Origin of the sequence: Roseibium album (genome assembly GCF_965233825.1) — a bacterium.
Taxonomy (GTDB): domain Bacteria; phylum Pseudomonadota; class Alphaproteobacteria; order Rhizobiales; family Stappiaceae; genus Roseibium; species Roseibium album.
On sequence record NZ_OZ247583.1, the window covers coordinates 5,566,743 to 5,590,122 of the forward strand.

Annotated in this window: 19 protein-coding genes and 1 riboswitch; of the genes, 9 read left to right on the top strand and 10 right to left on the bottom strand. The window is 56.8% G+C overall.

Annotation, left to right across the window (positions count from 1 at the left end):
- Nucleotides 1-60: 60 nt before the first annotated feature.
- From ACO6TI_RS25560 to ACO6TI_RS25575, 4 genes are all read right to left on the bottom strand, one after another.
- A complete protein-coding gene (locus ACO6TI_RS25560; RefSeq protein WP_104704122.1) occupies nucleotides 61-1,323 on the bottom strand; it encodes an OmpP1/FadL family transporter in 1,263 nt (420 codons plus the stop codon).
- A gap of 518 nt (nucleotides 1,324-1,841) precedes the next feature.
- Entirely contained in the window at nucleotides 1,842-2,954 is a 1,113-nt protein-coding gene (locus tag ACO6TI_RS25565; RefSeq protein ID WP_104704034.1) for a TRAP transporter substrate-binding protein, read from the bottom strand.
- Nucleotide 2,955: 1 nt separating this feature from the next.
- Nucleotides 2,956-3,762: a bifunctional hydroxymethylpyrimidine kinase/phosphomethylpyrimidine kinase gene (gene thiD / locus ACO6TI_RS25570; RefSeq protein WP_422383633.1), complete on the bottom strand. Its 807-nt coding sequence runs from the start codon at nucleotides 3,760-3,762 to the stop codon at nucleotides 2,956-2,958.
- Between the two features lie 39 nt (nucleotides 3,763-3,801).
- Nucleotides 3,802-4,575 (bottom strand): hydroxyethylthiazole kinase, encoded by a 774-nt coding sequence (locus tag ACO6TI_RS25575; protein WP_055116684.1) that lies wholly within the window; start codon nucleotides 4,573-4,575, stop codon nucleotides 3,802-3,804.
- Nucleotides 4,576-4,642: 67 nt separating this feature from the next.
- Nucleotides 4,643-4,753: riboswitch (TPP riboswitch) on the bottom strand.
- Between the two features lie 133 nt (nucleotides 4,754-4,886).
- Here ACO6TI_RS25575 and ACO6TI_RS25580 point away from each other — a divergent pair.
- Together ACO6TI_RS25580 and ACO6TI_RS25585 are read left to right on the top strand one after the other, a co-directional pair.
- Nucleotides 4,887-5,123 carry an Lrp/AsnC ligand binding domain-containing protein gene (locus ACO6TI_RS25580; protein ID WP_029063142.1) on the top strand — a complete coding sequence of 79 codons (237 nt, stop codon included), beginning with the start codon at nucleotides 4,887-4,889 and terminating at the stop codon, nucleotides 5,121-5,123.
- Between the two features lie 35 nt (nucleotides 5,124-5,158).
- On the top strand, nucleotides 5,159-5,569 hold the full coding sequence (locus ACO6TI_RS25585) for a hypothetical protein (RefSeq protein WP_422383634.1): 411 nt from the start codon (nucleotides 5,159-5,161) through the stop codon (nucleotides 5,567-5,569).
- A gap of 301 nt (nucleotides 5,570-5,870) precedes the next feature.
- On the opposite strand, the gene ACO6TI_RS25590 is transcribed toward ACO6TI_RS25585, so the two are convergent.
- The 3 genes from ACO6TI_RS25590 to ACO6TI_RS25600 form a co-directional block, all read right to left on the bottom strand.
- A complete protein-coding gene (locus tag ACO6TI_RS25590) occupies nucleotides 5,871-6,872 on the bottom strand; it encodes a DMT family transporter (protein ID WP_422383635.1) in 1,002 nt (333 codons plus the stop codon).
- A 219-nt stretch (nucleotides 6,873-7,091) separates the two neighbouring features.
- The gene (gene sbmA, locus ACO6TI_RS25595) at nucleotides 7,092-8,351 is read right to left on the bottom strand and encodes a peptide antibiotic transporter SbmA (RefSeq protein ID WP_422383636.1); all 1,260 of its coding nucleotides are present in this window, start codon (nucleotides 8,349-8,351) and stop codon (nucleotides 7,092-7,094) included.
- A 185-nt stretch (nucleotides 8,352-8,536) separates the two neighbouring features.
- A complete protein-coding gene (locus tag ACO6TI_RS25600) occupies nucleotides 8,537-10,834 on the bottom strand; it encodes a xanthine dehydrogenase family protein molybdopterin-binding subunit (protein WP_422383637.1) in 2,298 nt (765 codons plus the stop codon).
- A 404-nt stretch (nucleotides 10,835-11,238) separates the two neighbouring features.
- Between ACO6TI_RS25600 and ACO6TI_RS25605 the strand changes: the two genes are divergently transcribed.
- Complete coding sequence (locus ACO6TI_RS25605) at nucleotides 11,239-12,147, top strand: DMT family transporter (protein ID WP_108874052.1); 909 nt, start codon at nucleotides 11,239-11,241, stop codon at nucleotides 12,145-12,147.
- Nucleotides 12,148-12,199: 52 nt separating this feature from the next.
- Here the strand turns inward: ACO6TI_RS25605 and ACO6TI_RS25610 are convergent, their stop codons facing one another.
- Both ACO6TI_RS25610 and ACO6TI_RS25615 read right to left on the bottom strand, forming a co-directional pair.
- Nucleotides 12,200-13,870: a long-chain-fatty-acid--CoA ligase gene (locus tag ACO6TI_RS25610; RefSeq protein WP_104704126.1), complete on the bottom strand. Its 1,671-nt coding sequence runs from the start codon at nucleotides 13,868-13,870 to the stop codon at nucleotides 12,200-12,202.
- Between the two features lie 305 nt (nucleotides 13,871-14,175).
- Nucleotides 14,176-15,333 (bottom strand): AAA family ATPase, encoded by a 1,158-nt coding sequence (locus tag ACO6TI_RS25615; RefSeq protein WP_422383638.1) that lies wholly within the window; start codon nucleotides 15,331-15,333, stop codon nucleotides 14,176-14,178.
- An 80-nt stretch (nucleotides 15,334-15,413) separates the two neighbouring features.
- Between ACO6TI_RS25615 and ACO6TI_RS25620 the strand changes: the two genes are divergently transcribed.
- Nucleotides 15,414-15,959 carry a hypothetical protein gene (locus ACO6TI_RS25620; protein WP_029063148.1) on the top strand — a complete coding sequence of 182 codons (546 nt, stop codon included), beginning with the start codon at nucleotides 15,414-15,416 and terminating at the stop codon, nucleotides 15,957-15,959.
- A 17-nt stretch (nucleotides 15,960-15,976) separates the two neighbouring features.
- Here the strand turns inward: ACO6TI_RS25620 and ade are convergent, their stop codons facing one another.
- The gene (ade, locus tag ACO6TI_RS25625) at nucleotides 15,977-17,698 is read right to left on the bottom strand and encodes an adenine deaminase (protein ID WP_422383639.1); all 1,722 of its coding nucleotides are present in this window, start codon (nucleotides 17,696-17,698) and stop codon (nucleotides 15,977-15,979) included.
- Nucleotides 17,699-18,012: 314 nt separating this feature from the next.
- Between ade and ACO6TI_RS25630 the strand changes: the two genes are divergently transcribed.
- From ACO6TI_RS25630 to ACO6TI_RS25650, 5 genes are all read left to right on the top strand, one after another.
- Nucleotides 18,013-19,341: an ROK family transcriptional regulator gene (locus ACO6TI_RS25630; protein ID WP_108873769.1), complete on the top strand. Its 1,329-nt coding sequence runs from the start codon at nucleotides 18,013-18,015 to the stop codon at nucleotides 19,339-19,341.
- 25 nt (nucleotides 19,342-19,366) lie between these two features.
- Nucleotides 19,367-20,383 carry a sugar ABC transporter substrate-binding protein gene (locus ACO6TI_RS25635; protein ID WP_029063150.1) on the top strand — a complete coding sequence of 339 codons (1,017 nt, stop codon included), beginning with the start codon at nucleotides 19,367-19,369 and terminating at the stop codon, nucleotides 20,381-20,383.
- A 76-nt stretch (nucleotides 20,384-20,459) separates the two neighbouring features.
- On the top strand, nucleotides 20,460-21,542 hold the full coding sequence (locus ACO6TI_RS25640) for an ABC transporter permease (RefSeq protein WP_104704039.1): 1,083 nt from the start codon (nucleotides 20,460-20,462) through the stop codon (nucleotides 21,540-21,542).
- Nucleotides 21,518-22,315 carry an ATP-binding cassette domain-containing protein gene (locus tag ACO6TI_RS25645; protein ID WP_173937376.1) on the top strand — a complete coding sequence of 266 codons (798 nt, stop codon included), beginning with the start codon at nucleotides 21,518-21,520 and terminating at the stop codon, nucleotides 22,313-22,315. The genes ACO6TI_RS25640 and ACO6TI_RS25645 overlap by 25 nt, the downstream gene beginning before the upstream one ends.
- Before the next feature lie 81 nt (nucleotides 22,316-22,396).
- Nucleotides 22,397-23,344 carry a carbohydrate kinase family protein gene (locus ACO6TI_RS25650; RefSeq protein ID WP_422383640.1) on the top strand — a complete coding sequence of 316 codons (948 nt, stop codon included), beginning with the start codon at nucleotides 22,397-22,399 and terminating at the stop codon, nucleotides 23,342-23,344.
- Nucleotides 23,345-23,380 lie beyond the last annotated feature (36 nt).

Here is a 23,380-nt window from a genome sequence, read left to right on the forward strand (position 1 = left end):
TGCCAGAAAAACAAAGAGGGCCGGGAAACTCCCGGCCCTTTTGCGTGTTTCATCACCGTATCAGAACTTGTAGCGAAGCGATGCGGAGAGAATGTTCACGTTGCTGTCGACATCGGCCTTGTAGGTGCCGAATGCAGCATTGAAGTCCTGATGGCTCGAGTCGATGTTGATACCCGTCGATTCCGTGATGATATGGGTAAAGCCAAGATCGAAAGCGATGTGCTTGCTGAAATTGTAGCTTGCACCCGCAGATAGCCACCATCGATTGTTGTCCGGCAGGCGGGTTGACCGAATGGCCTCGTCAATCGGAGAGATTTCATAGCCCAGACCTGCACGGAATGTCAGTTTGTCGTTGTAGTCGTATTCGCCACCGACGGAGAAGAACCAGCCGTCATCATAGTTGAAATGAAGCGTGGTGAGCGCCGAACCGGTAATGGACGAGGTCGCGACGGGAGATTTCAGGCGGCTCCAGTTGGTCCACTCGACCGTGCCGAGCAGGCGAATCTTGTCGGTTATCTTCTGCTTGGCGGAAATGTTCACCATATCCGGCGTTACCACGCCAAGATTGATGCCCGCCCTCGTGCCGCCCGCGAAAAGCTGCCCACTCAGGTCATGCCCGACACCTGACCGGTAGCCGATACCGATCTCTGTGCCCTCGATCGGCTTGATTGTGACACCTGCCGTCACGCCGACACCGAACCCGTCTCCCGAGATTTCGTTGGATCTGGGAAAGCCTGCGCCGGACGTCGCGTCCGCCGACTTCAGGCTGACATCCAGATATTGGACCTGGAAACCGACCGCCACGGCAAACATGTCGTTGATCTTGTAGGCAACGTTGGGATTGACGTTGATCGAGAACACTCTTGAAGAGCGGGAATAGAACTGGGCCGCCCAGTTCTGGTTCGGTTTTGTCGTCAGTCCGAACGGTGAGTTGATACCGACACCGAAGACCCACTTGTCATCGGGTCTGTAGGAAATGTAGGTCGCCGGCACGAAGGCGTCCAAACCGATATCACCACTACCGATCGAGGATGTTCCGACCGCGCCGCCGGTCAGCGTGCCGTTGATTTCGGAATTCGGAATAATCAGCGATCCATGTGCCTCCATGCTCCAGCCCTGCTGAGCACCGATCAGGGAGGCCGGGTTCCAGTACATCGCCGAAATCGTCTCGCCCGACGTTCCGTATCCCGCGAAGGATGTCCCCTGAAAATATGCACTCTGCTCGCGGATCGCGAAGGCCCCCGCGTGTGCCCCACTTGCCGCTATGGAAAGAGCAATAGCAGTGGAAGCAAACAGAAACGTCTTTTTATTAGCCCATGTCATGGTGTTTTCTCCCATCCCCCTCCAAATGGAGGAAATCATTTTTCGAAGGATAGGATTTCCAAGACAGGGTTCAGTTGCAAGCTTAGAAATTACCGTCTTGAGGCGATGTATTTTCATGTTGCAGTGCAAAATATTCTACTGTTTCGACAAACACGCTTCGGGAATTCGGTAAAAGTAGGTAAATAGGTCTTGTTCCAGGGGTCTATGTCATGGGAACGACACAGCCTCGCAAAAATGCACAAAGAATAGGCAAACGACAACGGGTTTCCTTTAACGTCACTAATTCCGTGAACGTTGCTGCATTGCCACACATACCCCAACGGCAGAGGCCCTGCCAGATCACACCTAGGCGCTGACACACTGTCAATTAATCGGACAGCCCGTTAAACTCGTGCCCCGGTGACCGGTGCAGACCGACAGGAATTATCGCTCGCTGTCTGACCCGCCGGGAACAAACAGGGCATGCCAGCAACGATGTTGACACACCGGTTGCGCGATCGGCGGCAAGAAATCCCGGATCAGGTGTTGCCATCACGTGCCGACATGAATCGGCGCATTGCGACATCGCTCCAGGGAGCCAGCCGCTGGCGGGCCGCAACATTGCTCTCGTAGATTCGCTTGCTGAGCGCGTCCTTTTCAGCAAATTCCAGCAGAACAGCCACCGAGGTCGTGCGCAAGGCCTGAAGAACCTCGTCGGGATAGGGTTTGATTGTGACTCCATCTTCGTCCTGAAGCAGTTTCAGGCTGCCGGCGTTTTCCCAGTCGCTTTCAGCCAGGGCACGGCCGTTCTCCGCACGGCATGCTTCCAGAACAATTGCGCGCAACTCGTCCGGGAGACCATCAAGGGCAACCTTGTTGAAAAGCGCCTCCCCGGTCCCATTCGGTTCGTGAAAACCGGGCGAATAGTAGTTTTTGGCGACCTTGTGGAAACCCATGGCCCGGTCGGACCACGGCCCGAGGAACTCGGTGGCATCAAGCACACCGGACTGCAGTGCCTGAAACAGTTCGGCTGGCGGCAAGCCGACGGGTGTTGCGCCCAGGCGGCGCATCACCTCCCCGCCAAGACCAGGCATGCGGATCTTCAGACCGGTCAGGTCATCCAGTCCGTTGATGTCTTTCTTGTACCAGCCCCCCATCTGCACACCTGTATTACCTGCCATGACAGGTTTCACACCAAAGGGCTCGTAAAGCTCGTCCCAGAGCGCCTGCCCGCCGCCTCTTTCGATCCAGGTGATATGTTCATGAGGCAGCAACCCGAACGGAATTGCGGTGAAGAACACGGACGCGGGGATCTTCCCTTGCCAGAAGAACGAGGCCGTATGCCCCATTTGGGCCGTGCCAGCTGAAACCGCATCAAACACGCCAAGCGCTGGCACAAGTTCACCGGCTGCATAAAGACGAATGCGGAACCGGCCAGCGGACATTCTCGCCACCTGGTCCACAATCCTCTGCGCGGTTACACCTGGCCCAGGCAGGTTCTTCGGCCAGGACGTCACCATCTTCCATTCGATCGTTGTCTTTTCCTGCGCAAGAGCCGGAGCTGTCAGCAAAGCCCCGCCGGCAACCGCAGATGCTCCCAGCAAGGTTCTCCGGCTCACGATCTTGTCGCTTTTCAGGCCCTTGTCAGACATCTCATTTGCTCCAGATTTGGTGGAAATGGTGAACAGGACCATGGCCGGCCCCGATATCAAGCCGGTCAGCAGCGGCAATAGCCCCGTGGACATATCGCTTGGCGCCGAAAATCGCGTCTTCAAGCTTGTTCCCTGTTGCAAGCCCTGCGGCAATCGCCGAGGACAATGTACAGCCGGTCCCGTGCGTGTTCTGCGTTGCGATCCTTTTCTCGCGCAGCCAGATCGCATTTCCGCCTGTATCCAGGAAAAGGTCCGTGCTGTCCTCGCCAGTCCCGTGTCCACCTTTCAAGAGAACCGATTTGGCACCAAGCCGCAAAAGCTGTTCGGCCTGCGACAACATCTCGGTCTCGCTGCCGGCAACGAGCGCTTCCAGCATGCGCGCCGCTTCGTGCAGATTCGGCGTAATGACATCGGCGAGCGGAACCAGCACGGAAAGAAGGCTTGCAACGGCGCTTTCGGCAAGCAGAGGGTCGCCTGACGCCGCGACCATCACCGGGTCCAGCACGACGGGTCCTGTTGCATGGGCTATCAGCCCGGCAGCCACAGCCTCAATGATCGCAGATCCGGAAAGCATGCCGATCTTCGTCGCATTGACCTTGAGGTCGGAATAGACCGCATCCATCTGCGCCCGAACAAACTCCGGCGGCACGTCCTGTATGGCACTGACGCCACGTGTGTTCTGTGCCGTCAGTGCGGTCAAGACGCTCGCACCATAAACACCGTTGGCGGAGAATGTCTTGAGATCTGCCTGAATTCCGGCGCCGCCACCGGAATCCGACCCTGCGATGGTTACCGCGATAGCAGTCATGGGATCCTCCTGAATTGAAACATCCATTAAAGACACGGCTCAGACCGACTTCAGCCTGATCTCGACATCGCGGGATGTCATCGTATAGAGCGCGTCCAGCAGCTCCGGCACGAGACTTCCCGGACCACCTGCCCGCTCCGCTGCCATTTCACCGGCAATATTGAAGACCGAAAGACCCGCGGCGGCGGCCAGGGCAATGTCACTTTCCAAACTCGCAAAGGCCGCCAGCACCGCACCACCGGCACAGCCCGTTGCCGTAACTCTTGCCAGCAGCGGATGGCCGTTTTGCAGGCGAAAGTCCTCACCCTGGCTTTCGATCTTGTCTTCAGCGCCGGTCACGGCGAGAACGGTACCGGATCCGATCAGTGCCTCGACATCCGACCGCTGCGGGCACAGCGCGGCCAATTCGGGTTCGTTCAGTCGCACAAGTTCGGGTTTGAATGCCATGAGCTCGCGCGCATAGGCGCATCGGACGGGAGACCGGTTGACAAAGACCGGATCGACACTGACGGGACGACCGGCGGCCCGGGCCGCCTCGATCGCGATCGGAATGGCCTCTCGCCTGGCTGAATCCAACGTGCCGAGATTGACAAGCAGCGCATCCGAACTCGACGCAAATCCGGCCACCTCCTCGCTGGAGATTGTCATGGACGGAACAGCACCAATTGCCAGCAGCACATTCGCGGTAAATGTTTGCGCGACGGCATTGGTGATGGTGTGAACGCGCGGCGTTTTTTGGCGGACCCTTTGGAGAAGGTCGAAAACGACCTCTGCGGACAACGACTGCGTGGACGCGGCAACGGACAGGCTCATGCAACTCCTCCGAACTCGGAAGTTTCAACTCGAAGGGATGAAAGGAAGGTTTGAGGCCCTGCGCCTCGAAGATCTTCATCTCAAATCCCTCCGCCGGTACCAACCGGATCAGGTTCAAGGAGTTGGTCTTTTGCCTCTCAGCCCGATCGGTCTTCGTCGGGCACCCCCATGAGATAGTCTGACTGCTATCAAGCCCGGTTTCCGAATGCAAGTCCCGAACCGTCCCTAACTTGTTTCGGCAATTGACTGCGGCGGGAAGATGGGCGATGTCCTTGGGTATTCCTTTTACGAGCAAATCACCGGAGTGACGCATGGTTCCGTTTTTCGTGATGATCAAATGTCAACTGGGCAAGACCTACCAGGTTGCCAATGCCATCGCAGACGCGGAAATTGCCTCCGAGGTCTATTCGACCAGTGGCGACTATGACCTGCTGGTAAAATTCTATGTCGACAACGACGCCGATATCGGTCATTTCGTCAATGAAAAGGTTCATCCGATCGGTGGAATCCAGGACACAAAAACCATTATTACCTTCAAGGCTTTCTAAGGCACCCCAATTCCTCTCCACACGGGAGCTGACAAATGCGATTTCTGACCTCATCAGCGCTTGCAGCAAGCTTGAGTATCATGACACTTTCCATTTCCGGCCAGGCAACCGCGCAGGGCATGCCGCCCGAACAGATCAAGCAGATCCTTGATGTGACCAAGGCAAACTGGGTGGCATTCCGCGACTGGGAGGGCCAGCAGCTGATTTACTTCACCCATCTGGAATCGTGGAAATGCGGCATCGACTTTGTCTTTTATGGACTGAACGATGGACAGCTCGACCAGATGTGGGAGCTGGACGAGTGCGATCCCGACAATCCCAACGCCGTCCTGAAGGACAAGCCCTATATCGAGCTTCCTGCCGGATCGACCCAGTCAATCAGTGTCCAGCTTGTCTATCCTGATGGATCGAAAAGCTCCGTCGAGACCTTCCAGTACAAGCCGTAGCAGATCATTCAATCCGACGCTTGTTCTCCCGGTTTGATATGGCCGGGACCCGGATCCGGCATGTTGGATGATGCCTTGAAACACCAGGGTTGATGATCATCAGGCCCTGACCTTCAGATAAAATACAGAGGCTCGCGCTTGTTTGCAGTCTCGCTATTCCCGCTTGAGCCGGGCCCAAACAACGGCATTTGATGATCCCGGATCAGGTCCGGGAAAGCACCACGCGATTTTCAACGCCAGGGAAAACACCCGGGGCCGTTTGATTTCAAACCAGTCGGTGCAGACAATGGCCGAATTCGTCTCAGGATCGTGACGGCGTCGAGGCCCGCCGCGATTTGGTGCGGTCGAGACCGAGCTTGTGCTCTCGGTAGATGACGAAGACGCCCGCCGCGATAACGATCAGGGCGCCGGCGATCACCTGCGGAACAGGCACTTCGGAGAAGACCACCCAGCCGACAATGATCGCCCAGAGCATGTTGACGTAATCAAACGGCGCGATCGTCGAGGCATCGGCAAAGCGGTAGCTCTGTGTCAGCAGGATCTGTCCGACGCCTCCGGCGAGGCCGATCAGCAGCAGAAGACCAGCTGTTTTCAGGTCGGGCACGATCCACGCCTGACCGGGCAGCAGAAATCCGAGTGGTAGTGTCACCAAGGACAGGACCGTGGCAGACGCTGCAAACCAGGTGACGATGGTAGACGTCCTCTCCGTCTCGCACAATTTACGCACCGTAATCATCGCGAGCGCCGCACAGCCGGCTGCCATGATGCCCAACAGAGCCCCGTACGTCGACGCGCTGTCCAGTTCGTCTTCACCCAGATGCGGCGACAGGACGATCAATATGCCGAGAAATCCGACGCCGACCGCACTCCAGCGGTAGATCCTGACCTGCTCTCCGAGCAGAAAGAATGCCAGCACCACGACGAAGAGTGGCGTTGCAAAACCGATCGCCGTCGCATCCGGCAGTGGCAGCAGGTAAAGCGCGGTGAACGAACAGACCATGGCCGTGAGGCCGATGGCAGCCCGCGTCAGATGGCCTTTCGGATTTTTGGTTTGAAACGCAAGTCCGAGTTCACCCCGCAATCCGACCATGAGCAGCACCGGAAAGAGCCCGAAGAAATTCCGTGCGAAAACAAGTTGGCCGATCGGCACGTCTTCCGCGGCGATCTTCAAGGCTGTCGCCATGATAAAAAAAGTAAAAGTGGAGCTGAGTTTCAGCGCGATGCCCAAAAGGGGCGCGTGTCGTGTCATACCGACGGGCGCAGGCTTGCCGGGACTGCGGGAACTCAGGCTTTTGAACGCCATGACAAGGATCCGGGGCCGGCGCAAAAAGGCAATACTCTCCTGACGCACCGGACCGAAGGATCGGGAAGAGCTACAAAACACCCAGCCTGCAACCGGATACATCAATCGAACACGGTAAATCCGTCAGGGAGTGGAAAGCTTGGGGCTGGTCGAAATCACGATTGGGAAACGCAATATCTCGCGAAGCACGCGTTATTGCAATCCTGCACTCCGGATTTCTTACTCGCCAGCTCCCGTTTCTGCCGCCAATTCCCCTCGCATCATCATCGCTTCACGTTCCGCAATGGCCTGTTCGAAGCCTTTAAGACGCTTGTAGATAGACAACAGTTCAACGATCGTTGGCCAGGAATTGACAAGGAACTGGAATGAGTTGGACACTTGGCTGAAAGCTGTCAGAATTTGCTGGACAATCCCCCATGTCACCTTCTTTGCGACGTATGTCGGAATGAGAAGGAAATATGCAAAGACGTTGTCTGCCTGAAGGTAGAACCCCCTGAACAGGTTGAAATACATGTAATTGAAATACAGGCGGAAATAGTTCTTCCGGACGAAGCCGAACAGCTCGGTAAGCTTTACCGGGTCCGCCCTGTGTTCATGATCCTCGCCGTAGACAAGTTCCTTACGATAGGCAGCTTCGACGCGCTGATTGTGGAATTCAAGACCCGGTAGCTTTACACCGACTGCGGCGAGAACAACGGTTCCGGTGATTGACCAGAAAATGGCCGCACTCAACAACGGTGCCGGTATCTCGCCAATAAAGGGGAGTTCCACCACGTGCGACGACAATGCGAGCAGGATCGGCAGGAAGGCGATCAGGGTCATCAGGGAATCGATCAGGGCGACGCCCAAACCCTCCATGATTGCTGCAAACCGCATTGTATCTTCCTGGATACGCTGGGAGGCACCTTCGATTTGCCGGACGTTGTTCCATTTGGCGACATAGTAGTCGTTCATCGCCGTGCGCCAGCGAAAAATGTGATGACTGATAAAGAACCGCTTCAAAATATAGAGGATGACCCAGACCGACGTGATCTGGAAGAAGATAAACAGCAGCGCGTAGAACTCGTCGGCTGAAACAACGCGAGCACTTTCGTCCAGTGCTGTTTGTACCGTATCAAAAAAAGGTCGACGCCAGTTGTTGATCGCGACGGCAACCTGCACGTCGTAATAGGTCATGAATATTATCAGCGAAGATCCCCAAATGGACCAGACTTGCCAGGTATGCGCCTTCGAATACCACCACCAGAAAGCACCGAATGCGGCCGTAAACAGTCCATAATACACGTAAAACCATAAGAACTCGGGCGTGGTAAAATGCCCGAGACCAATAATTGGCTGCTGCCCTTCCGGTGTCGCGCCGAAGCCGAGCGAACCGCCGAGGTCTGAAGCAAACCCGTACCAGACAGCGACTGCCACTGCGGTCCAGGCAATTGCAGACAGGAAAAAGAGTTTCGGGTTGGGAAAAAATGACTGAAACAAGAGTTGAAACCTGCTGCCTGGAACGAATGAGTCGCGCGCTTTTAGCGTAATACGTCAATTTGGGGCAAGAAGATGCCAATTAAAACGATATTCTCAAACAAACCACAGACACGAATTTGCGAGGCAGCAAGGCTGCGCACAAAAAAGGCGTCCCGTTGGACGCCTTTTCCATTGGAGTGAATTTTCTACTTCGCGGCCTCAATCGCCTCCCAGACCCTGAGCGGCGTCGCCGGCATGTCGATCAACTCGGTCACACCTGCGCCGTCCTCAAGCGCCTTCTGAACAGCATTCATCACCGCAGCACAGCCGCCGATTGTCCCGGCTTCTCCGGCTCCCTTGATGCCCATGGCGTTGGTCGTTGAGGGAACGTTCCGGGTCTCGAAGTGAATGTCGGGCAGATCTGCGGCCCTCAGCAGACGGTAGTCCAGCAGCGAGGCCGTCAGAAGCTGACCGTCTTCATCATAGATCGTCTGCTCGCACAGTGCCTGGCTGACGGCATTGGCCGCACCGCCGATCACCTGACCTTCCAGCAGGAGCGGGTTCACGGTGACACCGAAATCATCGACGATGACATAATTGACCAGATCGACGTCGCCCGTTCCCGGATCAACCTCGACTTCGCAAATATGCGTGCCGTTGGGATAGGTTGCCTCGTCCTGGCGGACTTCTTCGCGCGCAGACAGTTTTTCGCCGGCGGCAACAACGATCTCGGACAGCGCGACCTGCTGGTCCGTTCCGACAACGCGCACGATACCGCTCTCGAGCTCCAGGTCGTCGACACCGGCTTCCAGCTTGTCCGCCGCCAGTTCCTTGACCTTCTTCACCAGGCTGTCACTGGCATCGCGAACAGACGGCAGGCCGAGGGGAATTGACCGGGAACCGCCGGTACCCCCGCCGTTCTCAACGCGATCCGTGTCACCCTGGATGACCTCGACCTCGTCGATCGTCACTCCGAACTTCTCGGCGACAACCTGACTATAAGCCGTGGCATGGCCCTGGCCGTTGGTCTGCGTCCCGATCAGAAGCGTCAGATTGCCCTCCTGGTTGAGTTCAACAGTCGCTTCCTCGCCTCCAGGGAATGCACAGGCTTCAATGTAGGAGCACAGTCCGATCCCGCGGAACTTGCCGGCTTTTGCGCTTTCTTCCTGTCGGGACTTGAAGTCGGCCCAGCCGGCAACTTCCAGAGCCTTGTCGAGGTGGCCCGAATAATCACCGGTATCGTAGAGGCGCCCGGTTTGCGTGGTATAGGGCAGCTGCTCCGGTTTGATGAAATTCCGCTTCCGGATTTCGATCGGGCCAAGACCCGTCTCCTCACCGGCCTTGTCCATCAGCCTTTCGATCAGGTAGGCAGCCTCAGGACGCCCTGCCCCACGAAAGGCGTCGGTCGGTACGGTGTGCATGTAGACGCCCTCGGTCTTCGCAAACACCGCAGGGATGTCGTAAAGCCCCGAGGACATGGCCGTTCCAACCCAGGGAATGAACGGAGCGAACTGGCTGAGATACGCCCCCATGGCTGCCTTCACATGCACCCTTAGTCCAAGGATCCTGTTGTCCTTGTCCAACGCAAGATCTGCGCGGCTCAGATTGTCCCGGCCGTGTGCGTCGGTGATGAAATGTTCCATTCGCTCGCCCGCCCAGCGGACGGGCGTTCCGAGCTGCCTTGCCGCAATCATCAAGAGAGGGTATTCCCGGTAGCAGAATGCCTTGGTACCGAAACCGCCGCCGACTTCAGGCGTGATGACCTGGATCTTGTCCTTTTCCAGATCAAGCACCTTGCAGATAACATCGCGCATCCCGTGCCCGCCCTGCGTGCCCAGCGTCAACTTGTAGCGCTCCGCATCCGGACTGAATTCTGCGACGCAACCACGCAATTCCATGTAGTTGGCGACAATGCGGTTGTTGACGATTTCGATGGTGACGGTCTTGTCAGCAGCCGCGAAAGCCGCATCGGTCCTTGCTTCGCCTCCATGGCCGAAGGTGAACGCGACGTTGCTGCCATGCTCCGGCCAGACTTTCACCGCATCAGGCGCCAGGGCCTCTTCGATTCCGATCACGGCTTCGAGCGGTTCGTAGTCCACCTCAAGCATTTCGGCCGCATTTCTCGCCGTGTTGCTATCGTCGGCGACAATGAAGGCAATGGCATCGCCGACATGCCGCACTTCGTCCTTGCAAAGCAAGGGCTGCGGCGGCAGCCAGTGGTCGGTTCCGTCGATCTGCTTCAACCGGGCCATTGTCGGCAGCGTAAAGCCCTCGACATCACCGCCAGTCATCACAAGATGAACGCCTTCCAGCGCACTGACGTCGGATGCGTTTTCGACACTTATCTTGGCGTGGGCCATTGCCGAATACACCATGACGCCGTGAAGACAGCCTTCAGGCCGATAATCGCCGGTGTAATTTCCCTGACCGGTGATGAGCGGTTGATCTTCCTTGCGGCGCAAAGGCGCGCCGACACCGAATTTCGGAGTGACCATCTTGTTCATAAATCTGGACCTGTGTTTTGGGAGGAGTTTCCCTGGAAATCAGAAGACCGAATGCAACAGATATGCATCCAAGTTGGCCCCGAAGACCACTGTAACCAGTGGATCTGTTGTGTTTTGTGCCTCGGAACCGCCGTGCTGCCAAGTGAAATATAACCGGTTCGGCGGATAAGGCAAACATTGCAGTGACAGCTTTCCTTCCGGTCAAAATGGGCATAGCCTATGCCGATTACCACCTATTGAATGACCGAACGGGCACGCGTGCGCACTCGTATCGTGTATCTGTCCCTGCAACCGTTCGTTCCAGGAAACAACATTGAAACCCGATTGAAAAGCAGGCGCGGACCGGGGCGCCTGCCGCCAGAGGACTTCATTTGCTGAAACGCGTCGAGAAGAAAATTGTGGCCATGACGGTCGATCTTCCGTCCAACACCATTGGTGCGCTGTGGGTGTTACTGGCCGCAGTCGGGTTTTCCATCATGGTGGCAATGATCAAGTTCGTTGGCCGGGATCTGAGTGTCTTTCAGATCCTCTTCGTCCGACAGGCCGTCATGCTTGCCATTGTCGCCCCGACGATCATACGCGGCCTGCCGACCTCGCTGGTCACGAAGCGACCGGGGCTTCAAATCGCTCGTGTTCTCATCGCTGCAACGGCCATGTTGTGTGGTTTCACTGCCGTCATCGAGCTGCCGCTGGCCGATGCAACGGCGATCAGTTTCTCCCGCACCTTTTTCATCACGATTTTTGCCATCTGGTTTTTGAACGAAACCGTTGGTGTCCACCGCTGGGGCGCAACCATCGTCGGTTTTCTCGGTGTGGTACTCATGCTGCGCCCGGGTGCAGACGGCATTGTCGATCCCCATGCCCTGCTGGCGATTGCCGGCGCTGCCGGTGCCGGCATGGTCATGATCGTTGTCCGTATCCTGACGCGAACAGATCCGCCGGTGACCATCCTCACCTACCAGGCGTTCGGGGTCGGTCTGATCATGCTTGTGCCGGCGGTTCTGACCTGGCAGGCACCAAGCTTGCACCAGTGGCTGCTTCTCCTGCTGGTCGGCATTGTTTCCTGGGCAGCTCAGCTTGCAAACATCAAGGGCTACAAGGCAGGCGAAGCAACCGCAATTGCCTCCCTGGACTACACCAGGCTTCTCTACGCGACCATATTGGGCGCGCTTGTCTTCGGCCACTGGCCGAGCGTCGAAACCCTCGCCGGCGCCACCATCATCATTGCCGCGTCAATCTATACTGTTCGCCGCGAAATCAAGCGCGGCCGCGAACTGGCGCGCGCCGCAGAAGGTCGCGGAGAGTCCCACTGAGGCGCGGGATCCGAAAAGAGCGACATCGTGTGTTGCGCATGTTGGAGAATGTTCAGGCGCTTTGCGCTTCGGATTGCGCCCGCTTCTGCGCCTCTTCCTCGACCAGTTCCTTCTTGGAAAGTTTGCCGACCATCGTCTTGGGAAGTTCATCCCGGAACTCGAATTCACGTGGCATTTCAATGGAAGACAGATGTTCTTTCAGGAATGTCTTCATGTCTTCACCTGTCATGGAATGGCCCTCCTTAAGCTTGATAAAAGCCTTGGGAGACTGACCGCGATATTCGTCCGGGATCGCGATGACGATCGTCTCGTCCACCGCTTCGTTCTGGTAGATCGCTTCCTCGATGACACGCGGATAGACGTTGTAACCCGAACACAGGATCAGGTCCTTGATCCGGTCGACCAGATAAATGAAGCCTTCGTCATCCTGATAGCCGACATCGCCCGTATGCAGGTAGCCCTCGGCGGTAATCGTGTCCGCCGTAGCGTCTTCCCGCTTCCAGTAACCCTTCATGATCTGCGGTCCGTGAAGCAGGAGTTCGCCCTTCTCGCCTGCGGCGACCTCGGTCGTCCGGTCTTCGATGCTGACAAACCGGGCGCTGGTGCCCGGCACAAGACGGCCGATGGAACCCGCGCGCCGGTTCTCGTCGAGCGGGTTGACCGCCGCGACCGGTGAGGATTCGGTCAGGCCATAGCCTTCAACCAACACGCAGCCCGTCAGTTTTTCAAAACTTTCCTTCACTTCTACGGGCAGCGGCGCACCACCCGAAAGACACAGCGAAATGCTCGACAGGTCGTAGTTCGCTGTCATCGGAGAATTGTTGATCGCGGTATAAAGCGTCGGTACGCCCGGAAACAGTGTCACCTGCTTGCGCTTGACGGCTTCAAGCAGTGCTTTCAGTTCAAAGCGCGGCTGCAGGACCATTTCTGCACCCAGAATAATTGAAAGGTTCTGGGCAACCGTCATGGCGAAGACGTGAAAGAACGGCAACACGCACAGCATCTTTTCTTCACCGAGACGCGCTTTTTCGAAGACGCAGCGCATTTGCTCGATATTGGCCGACAGATTCTGATGCGTCAGCATTGCACCCTTGGGAACACCTGTTGTGCCACCGGTATACTGAAGCACGGCGATATCGTCATGGGGATCGATCTCGACCGGCTTCGGACTGTTCCCCCTGGTCTGGAGCTCATCGAACCACACATGCGCCTCATCGCGTGGAATGTCCGCCAGTTCCTTGCGCTTGAAGAGGCTGAAAAGCACCTTCTTGATCGTGGGAAGACAAAACGTCATCGGGCACACGATGATCTTGTCGAGGATCTTTTCCTTCCGGACTTCCTCGACCTTGTCGTAGATCACCTTCAGATCCATCGTCACCATGATGCGCACATCGGCATCGCGCGCCTGAAAGGCAATTTCACGTTCGACATAGAGCGGATTGAAGTTGGCGACCGTGCCGCCGATCTTCAGGATCGCGAAGTAGAAGATCGTGTAATAGGGCGTATTTGGAAGGCAAAGCCCTACATGCACGCCCGGTCCGACACCCATGGCCTGAAGGCCCGCGGCCGTGCTGTCCACAAGGTCACCGAGTTCGGAATAGGTCCAGACCTTGCCCATGAAATCGGCAGCCGGCCGGTCGCCGAACTGTGCGACGGTGCTTTCCAGGTATTCGTGTACCGGACGGGCGTCAAATGCCGCGTTCCATTCCTCCGCAGTCGTCATAACGTTCTCCAACGCGTTATTTTCGCTTCAATCTCTGGCAGATGAAATCCGGTCTCGTGCGAACTCCCAATATGTCCGCCCGAAACGATTTCCTCCTCACCGGCACCAGGTAGATTGAATGCGCCACCTCTTCGGGTCCCTTCTGACATGACGCAACCTTCCGTTCACGTCAACTCGCGACGTAACGACATCTCTTCATTTTTTTGCAATCGCGAACCATAAGATGAAGATAAGTCCACAGCACCGGATAGCAATACCGGCGAGAAATCAGAAACTTATCAAGAGCCACGAATCTGGTCTCCGAATTAGCGTTTCGGCCAGTTCCAACGAGGCAATTCTTCCGCGTCGACAACCGTTTCCCCCAGTTCCTTGCGCAACTCGTAGCGCACGCAGCCGGAGAGCTTTGCAAGTGTGCCAACCAGATCATGTGCGTGGGACACCACAATGACCTGGGTCTTTTCCGCAGCTCTCGCAATCAGCCGGGCCAGAGGTTCCAGCAGGTCAGGATGGAGGCTGGTTTCGGGTTCGTTCAAGACGATCAGGGGAGCCGGACGCGGTGACAAAAGAGCTGCCGTCAGTAACAGATACCGCAACGTGCCATCCGAAAGCTCGCTCGATCGAAGCGGCCGCAACAACCCCCTTTGCGTCATGAACAGTTCGAAGTAACCCTCATTGACGGTCACGTTGATCGAGGCGCCTGGAAATGCATCGTCGATTGCTTCGCCCAGCGCGACTTCGTCACCGATTTCCAAAATGGTCTGCAGTGCAGCGGCAAGATCACCGCCATCAGCGCTCAGAACAGGTGTTCTTGTTCCAATTCTGGGAAAACGGGCGGGTGCATCCCGGTCTGTCCGAAGATGATCGTAGAACCGCCAGGCGCGCATGCGCTCACGCATTACAAGAAGTTCCAGTCCGTCCTTCGGATCTGCGGCATGGGTCATCATGCTGTCGAAACGGGCAAGATTCTGGTAGACGGGTATCCGTTGCCCCTGGCTGTTCAGGACCCTCGCCGTCGGCCCGTTTCTACCGGCGATCTCGTTCGAGCGCGACAGGGCCTCGCCTGCCCACAGGACTTCTGCCTTGATCTCCGGGTCCATCGAAAACAGCGAGCGTCCTGCATCCGCCGGCAGTCCAAGATCGATTGCATAGCCATAATCTTCATCCGCGAACCCGAGCTTCAGGCTCACCACGTTCTTGCGTACGGTACCCTGCACAGGCACCTCGCCACTCTTCATCCTTCTTGAAAAGGCTTCCGGCCCGGCCCACAAGGTGGACTGCAGTCCACCTTCGGCGGCCAGCGATGCAATTGCCTGCCCCTGCGCCACTTCCGCCAGCAGCCGGATCGAGCGGTAAAGACTGGATTTGCCGCTGCCGTTTGCACCGGTCACCAGCGTGATCCGATCCAACGGCAGAACAAGATCCCTCAAGGATCGGTATCCGGAGACGGCAAGGGTAAGGATCATCTGAACCGGTGGCTCCGTGAATAGATTTCAGCTACCATTGCGCGCATGTTCTGCAGTATCCTCCGATGGGTGACGGATAGATGTATAATCCCAGAGAAGCCACTGAAGACAGACATACACACAATCTGGCGATTCTGTGTTTTGCAGGCTTTGTGTGCCTTGTAGCGGTCTATTTCCATTATGACAGCGGATTGAAATACTGGCTGCTGGAATTCTTCGGCGAAAAGACCCCCGGAACGATCCTGAGCATTCAGGATATGAACCACGAACAGCTGACCCTGAAAGAAGCTCTTCACAAGTCTCCGCGCAACACATTGAAAAACAGCACTCACAGGTTTACGCACGATGTGCTTGTTGTCGAAGTAACTCAGCCGGGAAACGCACCGCAAGTCCTGACTTTCTGGGTTCCCGGGCAGTGGTCGGCCGGTTTGCATTCAGATCAGACTTCGATCACTTACCTTCCTGTCAACCCCAAAATTGCCTACCCGACAGACCTGCTGGAGAACTTTTCCTTCGACGGAAAGCTGCTTGTCTGGTCATTGATCGCCGGAGCGGTGATCCTGTTTCTTGCCATGAGAACAGCACAAAGCTGGAACAGGTTCAGAAACGGGATGCGCCACTACTGATTGATTTCAAGACCACATCAGGAACCGTGATCGACAAGCTCGAACTTGTCGACGTCGAAGACGCCCAGATCGGTTATCTTCAGATGCGGAATGACCGGAAGTGGCAGGAACGCGACCTGCAGGAACGGTTCCTCGAGCGTACAGCCGAGCAACCTGGCAGCAGCACGCAGGGATTCAAGGTCGGATCTGACAGTCTCGAACGGCTCCAGGCTCATCAGCCCGGCGAGAGGCAATGCGAGTTCGGCCTTGACGCCCTCCGTGTCCGCGACAGCGAACCCGCCATTCATTGCTACAACCCGATTCACGGCATGAGCCATCGCTGCATCATCGGCTCCGACGACACAGATATTGTGGCTGTCATGTCCAACAGAACTTGCGATTGCGCCGCTTCTCATGCCGAAACCATGGACAAAACCGCGGCCGACATGACCAAGCCCCCTGTGCCGTTCGACGACAGCAACTTTCAAAACATCCTGTTCCAGGTCGACCAGTGTCTTGCCCCCGGAGACGGGAAGTCTCATCACCAGATGTTCGGTAATGATTTTTCCAGGCAGAACACCAATGACGGACGTGTCGCTGTTGCGCGCCGGGACGTCGAAAGTACCGGGTGTGACCGGTTCAAGTCTGACACTGTTCAGCCCGACCGGTGCAACAGCCCCCCGGCTGGAAAAGGCAGCGTCGTTCGCAAGTACGCCACCGGCAAGCACCTGTTCGATGCCGCATCCCTCGAAATCGTTCAACAGAACGATATCGGCGCGTTTTCCAGGTGCGATTACGCCGCGGTCCTTCAGACCGAATGCGTTGGCCGCAGACCAGCTGGCGGCCCGATAGGCATCAAGAGGACGGATACCCTTTGCAATCAGGCGCCGGATCATGCTGTCGAGATGGCCTTCTTCTGCAATATCGAGCGGGTTGCGGTCGTCCGTACAAAGAGCGATGAACGCGGAAACATCCGGTGTCAGGATCGGAGCAAGGGCTTCCAGGTCCTTTGATACCGAGCCCTCGCGCATCAGGATTGTCATGCCTTTGGAAAGCTTTTCCAACGCCTCTTCTGCAGTGGTTGCCTCATGGTCCGTCCGGATCCCCGCGGCGAGATAACCGTTCAGTCCGAGGCCGGACAACAGCGGCGCATGGCCATCGATATGTCCATCCTGGAATGCCGCAAGCTTCGCCAGAACCTTTGGGTCGCGTGCCAGCACGCCTGGAAAGTTCATGAATTCTGCAAGGCCGATCACATTCGGATGATCGCGGAATGGCAAGAGATCATCAACTTCAAGGCAGGCTCCTGCCGTTTCAAAGGCCGTTGCCGGGACGCACGAAGACAGGTTGATCCTGAGATCCATGACGGTTTCAAGGGAAGCATCAAGGAAATACCGGATCCCTTCCGCACCAAGCACATTGGCGATTTCGTGGGGATCGCAAATGGCGGTGGTGACACCGTGCGGCAAAACACAACGGTCAAATTCCAGGGGCGTGACCAGTGACGATTCAACATGCAGGTGTGTGTCGATAAAACCGGGAACGGCTGTCAGTCCCGCTCCAGGCAGTGTCACAGCACCCTCGTAGCTGCCATAGGTCCCGACAATACGGTCCCCGGTGACGGCAATGTCCGTTTCGCGGCTACTGCCGTCCATCACATTGAAAAGCCTGACATTTTTTATGACCAGGTCCGCCGGCTCTTCGCCCGCCCCGGTGGCGATAGCCCGCGCAAGAAAAGCTTCGTCTTTTTTGACCGGCATCAACGTTCACTCCGATTCCCTTTTGAAACTCGACAATACGACTCCTGTGACCTCCGGCAATGGGCCTGAATGAAAAACGCATGTTTCCATCCGGGAATTCGCCGGAGATCAATATGCCCAAGCGGAACTTTTTCTGTTATTGTCGAGACGCCGATTTCTGCACGTTTGTCAGCGCCTTACTGTTCCCCGAGGCAAAAAACGTACTGGCCAACTCAAATAAGAATTGACAGATCGGTCTTGCGGGCGAATAATTTCATCAAAATTAATTATTATGGTACCGCCGGTTCAGCGAGACTTGTGCCTTGGGAGGGGCAATGAACGTGGAGGAGACCCGCACATCTGGCCGAGGCTCGAATTCCGCACAGTTGCGGCGCTATAACGAGCGTATCGTCCTGCAGATCCTGCGGCGCGCCGGCGAAGCATCCAAGGCGGAATTGGCCCGCGCGGTTCAACTGACCAACGCCGCAATCGGTGCGATCATTCAGGACCTGATCGAGGAAGATCTCATTTTCGAGGCGGGCAAGCGCCACGACGGCAGCAGAGGTCAACCGGCCACGATACTGAAACTTGCACCAGACGGAGCCTTTTCATTCGGCGTCCGCCTTGACAGGACGAACCTCGAAACCGTCCTCATGGACTTCTCGGGCCATATTATCGACCGCCGTATTCACGACATGATTCTGCCTGCACCGGAACAGGCGCTGGAAATCCTGAAGGAAGACCTGGAAAGTCTGCGCGCATTGTTGGGCGAAGAACTGCAGGACCGCATAACGGGTATCGGTCTGGCTCAACCGTTCAATCTCGACGCCTGGCTTCACGAACTCGGGTTGCCGGAGGCGGATTTCAAGAAATGGAACGACTTTGATCTTGCCGCCGCTCTGGAAGAGGCGACGGGGTTGCCGGTCTTCGGCGAAAACGACGGGACCGCAGCCGCGGTTGCCGAACTGTTTTACGGACACGGCCGGCAGAACGACGACTTTCTGTATCTGTTCCTGGGGCCGGCCATCGGCGGTGGCCTCGTTCTGAAGGGCGATGTCATTCGCGGGTTGTCGGGAAACGCGGGCGATGTTGCATTCATGCCGGTGCCGCCGAGCAGTCTTTCGACCGCGCCGAAACCAAAGCAACCCTGGGATCTGCTGCTGACAAGGGCTTCGCTGGTTTCATTGGCAAGGCACCTGTCTCCGGATAATTTTGCGCAGCTCAGCAGATCTGACCTGCAGGCAGCGGTGGAAGCGAATGATACAAGATATCAGGAATGGCTCGAAGACTGCGCCTCAGCGGTCGGGCTCGCTTTGCGCTCGGCCTATGCGCTTCTCGACATTTCGCTCGTGGTTGTGGACGGCGATCTGAGAGGGTCTTTCCCCGAAGCATTTCAACAGGCGCTTCAAAAAGCCGTGGAACAGGCAGCTCCCGAGAAGCGCAAGTCTCCTGAAATCGTTTTCGGCAGCTTTGCTCATGACGCAGGTGCGGTCGGCGCAGCGAGCCTGCCACAGTTTTTCAACTTCTCGCCAAGGGCAACAATCCTGACGGGCGGGAAGGACAAGGGACCTGCCGGAGCTGGCAGCTCGGAAAACCGAGCCAGCTTTCCGGCAAGGGCAGCACGGTTGGGGTCACATCTGGCCACACCTGACCGTTCCGATTGACAAAGGCCAGGGAGGAAAAACGCAAATGATCCGCAAATTACTCGCGACATGCTCGGTTCTTGCCGCCATGGGAGTTGCTCCTGCGGCCGCGGCAGACATTACCGCCTGCCTGATCACCAAGACCGACACCAACCCGTTCTTCGTGAAGATGAAGGAAGGCGCGACAGCCAAGGCTGAAGAACTCGGCATTGAGCTGAAATCCTTTGCAGGAAAGGTCGACGGTGACCATGAAACCCAGGTTGCCGCGATCGAAACCTGCATCGCCGACGGAGCCAAAGGTATCCTGCTGACCGCATCCGATACCTCGTCAATCGTGCCGGCCGTGCAACAGGCACGGGACAATGGTCTTCTCGTGATCGCTCTCGATACACCGCTTAGCCCGATCGACGCGGCCGACGCCACTTTCGCGACAGACAACTTCCTGGCTGGTGAACTGATCGGCAAGTGGGCTGCCGGTGCACTCGGCGACAAGGCAGCAGACGCGAAAATCGGCATGCTTGATCTTGCGATCAGCCAGCCGACCGTCGGCGTACTGCGTGATCAGGGGTTCCTTCAGGGCTTCGGTATCGATCTGGGTGACCCGAACAAGTGGGGCGATGAAACCGATTCACGCATCGTCGGCAACGACGTCACGCAGGGCAACGAGGAAGGTGGCCGTCGTGCGATGGAGAACCTGCTTGCCAAGGATCCGATGATCAACGTGGTCTACACGATCAACGAGCCGGCCGCGGCCGGAGCCTATGAAGCATTGAAGTCAATCGGCCGTGAAAACGACGTGCTGATCGTTTCCGTGGATGGTGGCTGCCCCGGCGTACAGAACGTCAAGGACGGCGTCATCGGCGCGACTTCACAGCAGTATCCGCTTCTGATGGCCTCTCTCGGCATTGAAGCCATCAAGACCTGGGCGGACAATGGTGCAAAACCTGAGCCGACAGCCGGCAAGGACTTCTTTGACACAGGTGTTGCACTTGTCACCGACCAGCCGGTTGACGGCGTCGATTCCATTGACACCGCAAAGGGCACGGATCTCTGCTGGGGTTAATTCCTGACAGAAAACGGCAAAAAGGGGCGTGGCAATCCTTGCCCCTTTTTTTTAAGCGGCATAGAGGGAAACGGGCATGACCTCAGAAACGAAAACAGCGGGCGAATCGGCGGACTACGAGGCAGCCGCAGACTCCAGTCCGCAAGCTGTGGCCTCCTTTGATGAGCATCATCATGGACTGGGGCACAAGATCCAGCACACTTTGCACCAGACGCCGTCATTGGTTCCCCTGATTGTTCTGGTCCTATCCATCATCGCATTCGGCATTCTGCTCGGATCGAAGTTCTTTTCTCCCTTTGCACTCACGTTGATCCTTCAGCAGGTCCAGATCGTGGGTATCGTCGCTGCCGCCCAGAGCATCGTGATCCTGACGGCCGGCATCGATCTTTCCGTCGGCGCGATCATGGTCCTATCGTCCGTCGTGATGGGTCAGTTCACCTTCAGGTACGGCTTGCCGGTCGAAGTTGCGGTTGCCTGCGGCCTTCTTTGCGGGACGATATGCGGCTACATCAACGGCTTTCTCGTCGCCGTTGTAAAACTGCCGCCATTCATCGTCACGCTCGGCATGTGGCAGATTGTGCTTGCGACCAATTTTCTCTATTCGGCCAACGAAACGATCCGCTCGCAGGATATTGCCAAGACAGCTCCCTTGTTGCAGCTGTTCGGGAACAAGGTGAACATCGGCGGCGCAATCTTTACCTACGGCGTCATATTCCTGGTGCTGCTCGTATTGGTGCTGGCATATGCCCTGCGACAGACTGCCTGGGGACGGCACGTATATGCTGTTGGTGATGACCCGGAAGCCGCCCAGCTTTCCGGCGTGCAGGTGAAAAAGGTCCTGATCTCCGTCTACATGCTCTCCGGTCTCATCTGCGCATTTGCCGGCTGGGCCATGATCGGCCGCATCGGTTCGGTCTCGCCGACCTCGGGTCAACTTGCCAATATTGAATCCATAACCGCCGTCGTGATCGGTGGAATCTCGCTGTTTGGTGGCCGCGGTTCCATTCTCGGCAGCCTGTTCGGAGCCCTGATCGTCGGCGTCTTCACGCTCGGCCTTCGCTTGCTTGGAGCAGATGCCCAGTGGACGTATCTGCTCATCGGACTGCTCATCATCGCTGCCGTCGCAGTCGACCAATGGATCAGAAAGGTATCGGTGTGATGGAACCCGTTTTGCAAGCCCGTAGCCTGGTCAAGCGGTACGGCCGCGTGGTCGCCATGGATCATGCTGATCTCGAACTCTATCCGGGCGAAATCCTGGCGGTTATCGGTGACAACGGAGCAGGTAAATCCACCCTGATCAAGGCCTTGAGCGGTGCTGTCATACCAGACGAAGGTGACATTCTGCTCGACGGCAAGACGGTCAACTTTACCTCACCGATCCAGGCACGGGATGCCGGCATCGAAACCGTGTATCAGACATTGGCCATGTCCCCTGCCCTGTCGATCGCCGACAACATGTTCATGGGCCGGGAACTGCGCAAGCCAGGCATCATGGGCGCGTGGTTACGGCAACTCGACCGCAAGAAAATGGAAGAAATCGCCCGGCAGAAACTCAGCGAGCTTGGTCTTCTCACCATCCAGAACATCAACCAGGCGGTTGAAACCCTGTCGGGAGGACAGCGTCAGGGCGTTGCCGTGGCAAGAGCTGCAACTTTCGGGTCAAAGGTGGTCATCATGGATGAGCCGACGGCAGCTCTCGGTGTCAAGGAAAGCCGACGCGTGCTTGACCTGATCATGGATGTGAGGGCACGCGGTTTGCCGATCGTGCTCATCAGTCACAACATGCCGCATGTGTTTGAGGTTGCCGACCGGATCCACATCCACCGGCTCGGTCGTCGTGCCTGCGTCATCAGGCCATCTGACTTTTCCATGTCCGACGCGGTTGCGATCATGACCGGCGCCATGGATCCACCTGAAGATCTTGCGGCATGAATGATTGTCTGAGAACAAATCCAAGGTGGTCCGGCGCTGCCGGGTCATTTTCCAATCAGCAATGAACAGTCTGGGATCCTGATGTATGTGATCTGCGGTGAAGCGCTCTTCGACCTCTTTGGCGAGGCAGGTGCGGAAGACGGTGTTACTTTTGACGCAAGAATTGGCGGGTCGCCATTCAACGTGGCCATGGGCCTCGCCCGTCTGGGTGAGACGGCCGGGTTCTTTGGCGGAATATCCAACGACGCGCTTGGTGTAAAACTTGTCGACAAATTCCGTAAGGAAGGTGTTTTGGACGATTACATCCTGAGAACGGATTACCTGACAACGCTCAGTCTGGTCCAGAAGGATGCAAACGGCCATCCGGCCTATACGTTCTATGGTGCAAATGCCGCTGACCGCATGGTCACGACAGAAGACCTTCCTGTGTTCAGGGAGCCTCCGTTCTTTTTGCATATCGGTTCTTATACCGCACTGGTCGATCCCATCGCCAGTGCGCTGAAAGCCCTGATCGAACGTGAGCGTCGGAACACACTGATTTCGTTCGATCCCAATATTCGTCCGACAGTGGAACCCGACATGGCCCTTTGGCGCCGGAACACGGAAGGTCTGGCACCACTCGCCGATGTCATCAAGGTCAGCGATGAGGATCTTGCCCTGATCGCACCGGATGAACCGATCGCCGACATTGCGCACCGCTGGCTGTCGAGCGGAACGGCACTCGTCATTGTCACCCGTGGCGGCGAAGGTGCGAGCGCATATTCTGCAGGTTTCGAAACCACTTGCCCAGGCATCAAGGTAAAGGTTGAGGACACGGTGGGTGCGGGCGACACGTTTCAGGCCGCATTGCTTTCCGGCATGAAAAAACTCAATGTCACCGACAGGAAATCGCTGGCGGAGCTTGAAGAGCAGCGTGTCAGGCGTCTTCTTGAATTCGCCATGCAGGCAGCCGCCATCACCTGCTCGCGCCGCGGAGCCGACCTTCCGGTGATCGCTGAACTGGAAAAAGAATGGGCAGCTCTCATTTGAGGGGCTGACAAGTGAATTAAATCGATTTAAAAGCCT

What these genes read in the sequence shown, in the direction of transcription:
- ACO6TI_RS25605 (WP_108874052.1), top strand. Translation starts at nt 11,239, where the DNA reads ATGACGGTCGATCTTCCGTCCAACACCATTGGTGCGCTGTGGGTGTTA.
- ACO6TI_RS25600 (WP_422383637.1), bottom strand. Translation starts at nt 10,834, where the DNA reads ATGAACAAGATGGTCACTCCGAAATTCGGTGTCGGCGCGCCTTTGCGC.
- ACO6TI_RS25635 (WP_029063150.1), top strand. Translation starts at nt 19,367, where the DNA reads ATGATCCGCAAATTACTCGCGACATGCTCGGTTCTTGCCGCCATGGGA.
- ACO6TI_RS25630 (WP_108873769.1), top strand. Translation starts at nt 18,013, where the DNA reads ATGAACGTGGAGGAGACCCGCACATCTGGCCGAGGCTCGAATTCCGCA.
- ACO6TI_RS25580 (WP_029063142.1), top strand. Translation starts at nt 4,887, where the DNA reads ATGGTTCCGTTTTTCGTGATGATCAAATGTCAACTGGGCAAGACCTAC.
- ACO6TI_RS25585 (WP_422383634.1), top strand. Translation starts at nt 5,159, where the DNA reads ATGCGATTTCTGACCTCATCAGCGCTTGCAGCAAGCTTGAGTATCATG.
- ACO6TI_RS25590 (WP_422383635.1), bottom strand. Translation starts at nt 6,872, where the DNA reads ATGGCGTTCAAAAGCCTGAGTTCCCGCAGTCCCGGCAAGCCTGCGCCC.
- ACO6TI_RS25620 (WP_029063148.1), top strand. Translation starts at nt 15,414, where the DNA reads ATGTATAATCCCAGAGAAGCCACTGAAGACAGACATACACACAATCTG.
- ACO6TI_RS25565 (WP_104704034.1), bottom strand. Translation starts at nt 2,954, where the DNA reads ATGTCTGACAAGGGCCTGAAAAGCGACAAGATCGTGAGCCGGAGAACC.
- ACO6TI_RS25610 (WP_104704126.1), bottom strand. Translation starts at nt 13,870, where the DNA reads ATGACGACTGCGGAGGAATGGAACGCGGCATTTGACGCCCGTCCGGTA.
- ACO6TI_RS25615 (WP_422383638.1), bottom strand. Translation starts at nt 15,333, where the DNA reads ATGATCCTTACCCTTGCCGTCTCCGGATACCGATCCTTGAGGGATCTT.
- thiD (WP_422383633.1), bottom strand. Translation starts at nt 3,762, where the DNA reads ATGACTGCTATCGCGGTAACCATCGCAGGGTCGGATTCCGGTGGCGGC.
- ACO6TI_RS25560 (WP_104704122.1), bottom strand. Translation starts at nt 1,323, where the DNA reads ATGACATGGGCTAATAAAAAGACGTTTCTGTTTGCTTCCACTGCTATT.
- ACO6TI_RS25650 (WP_422383640.1), top strand. Translation starts at nt 22,397, where the DNA reads ATGTATGTGATCTGCGGTGAAGCGCTCTTCGACCTCTTTGGCGAGGCA.
- ACO6TI_RS25575 (WP_055116684.1), bottom strand. Translation starts at nt 4,575, where the DNA reads ATGAGCCTGTCCGTTGCCGCGTCCACGCAGTCGTTGTCCGCAGAGGTC.
- ACO6TI_RS25640 (WP_104704039.1), top strand. Translation starts at nt 20,460, where the DNA reads ATGACCTCAGAAACGAAAACAGCGGGCGAATCGGCGGACTACGAGGCA.
- ade (WP_422383639.1), bottom strand. Translation starts at nt 17,698, where the DNA reads ATGCCGGTCAAAAAAGACGAAGCTTTTCTTGCGCGGGCTATCGCCACC.
- ACO6TI_RS25645 (WP_173937376.1), top strand. Translation starts at nt 21,518, where the DNA reads ATGGATCAGAAAGGTATCGGTGTGATGGAACCCGTTTTGCAAGCCCGT.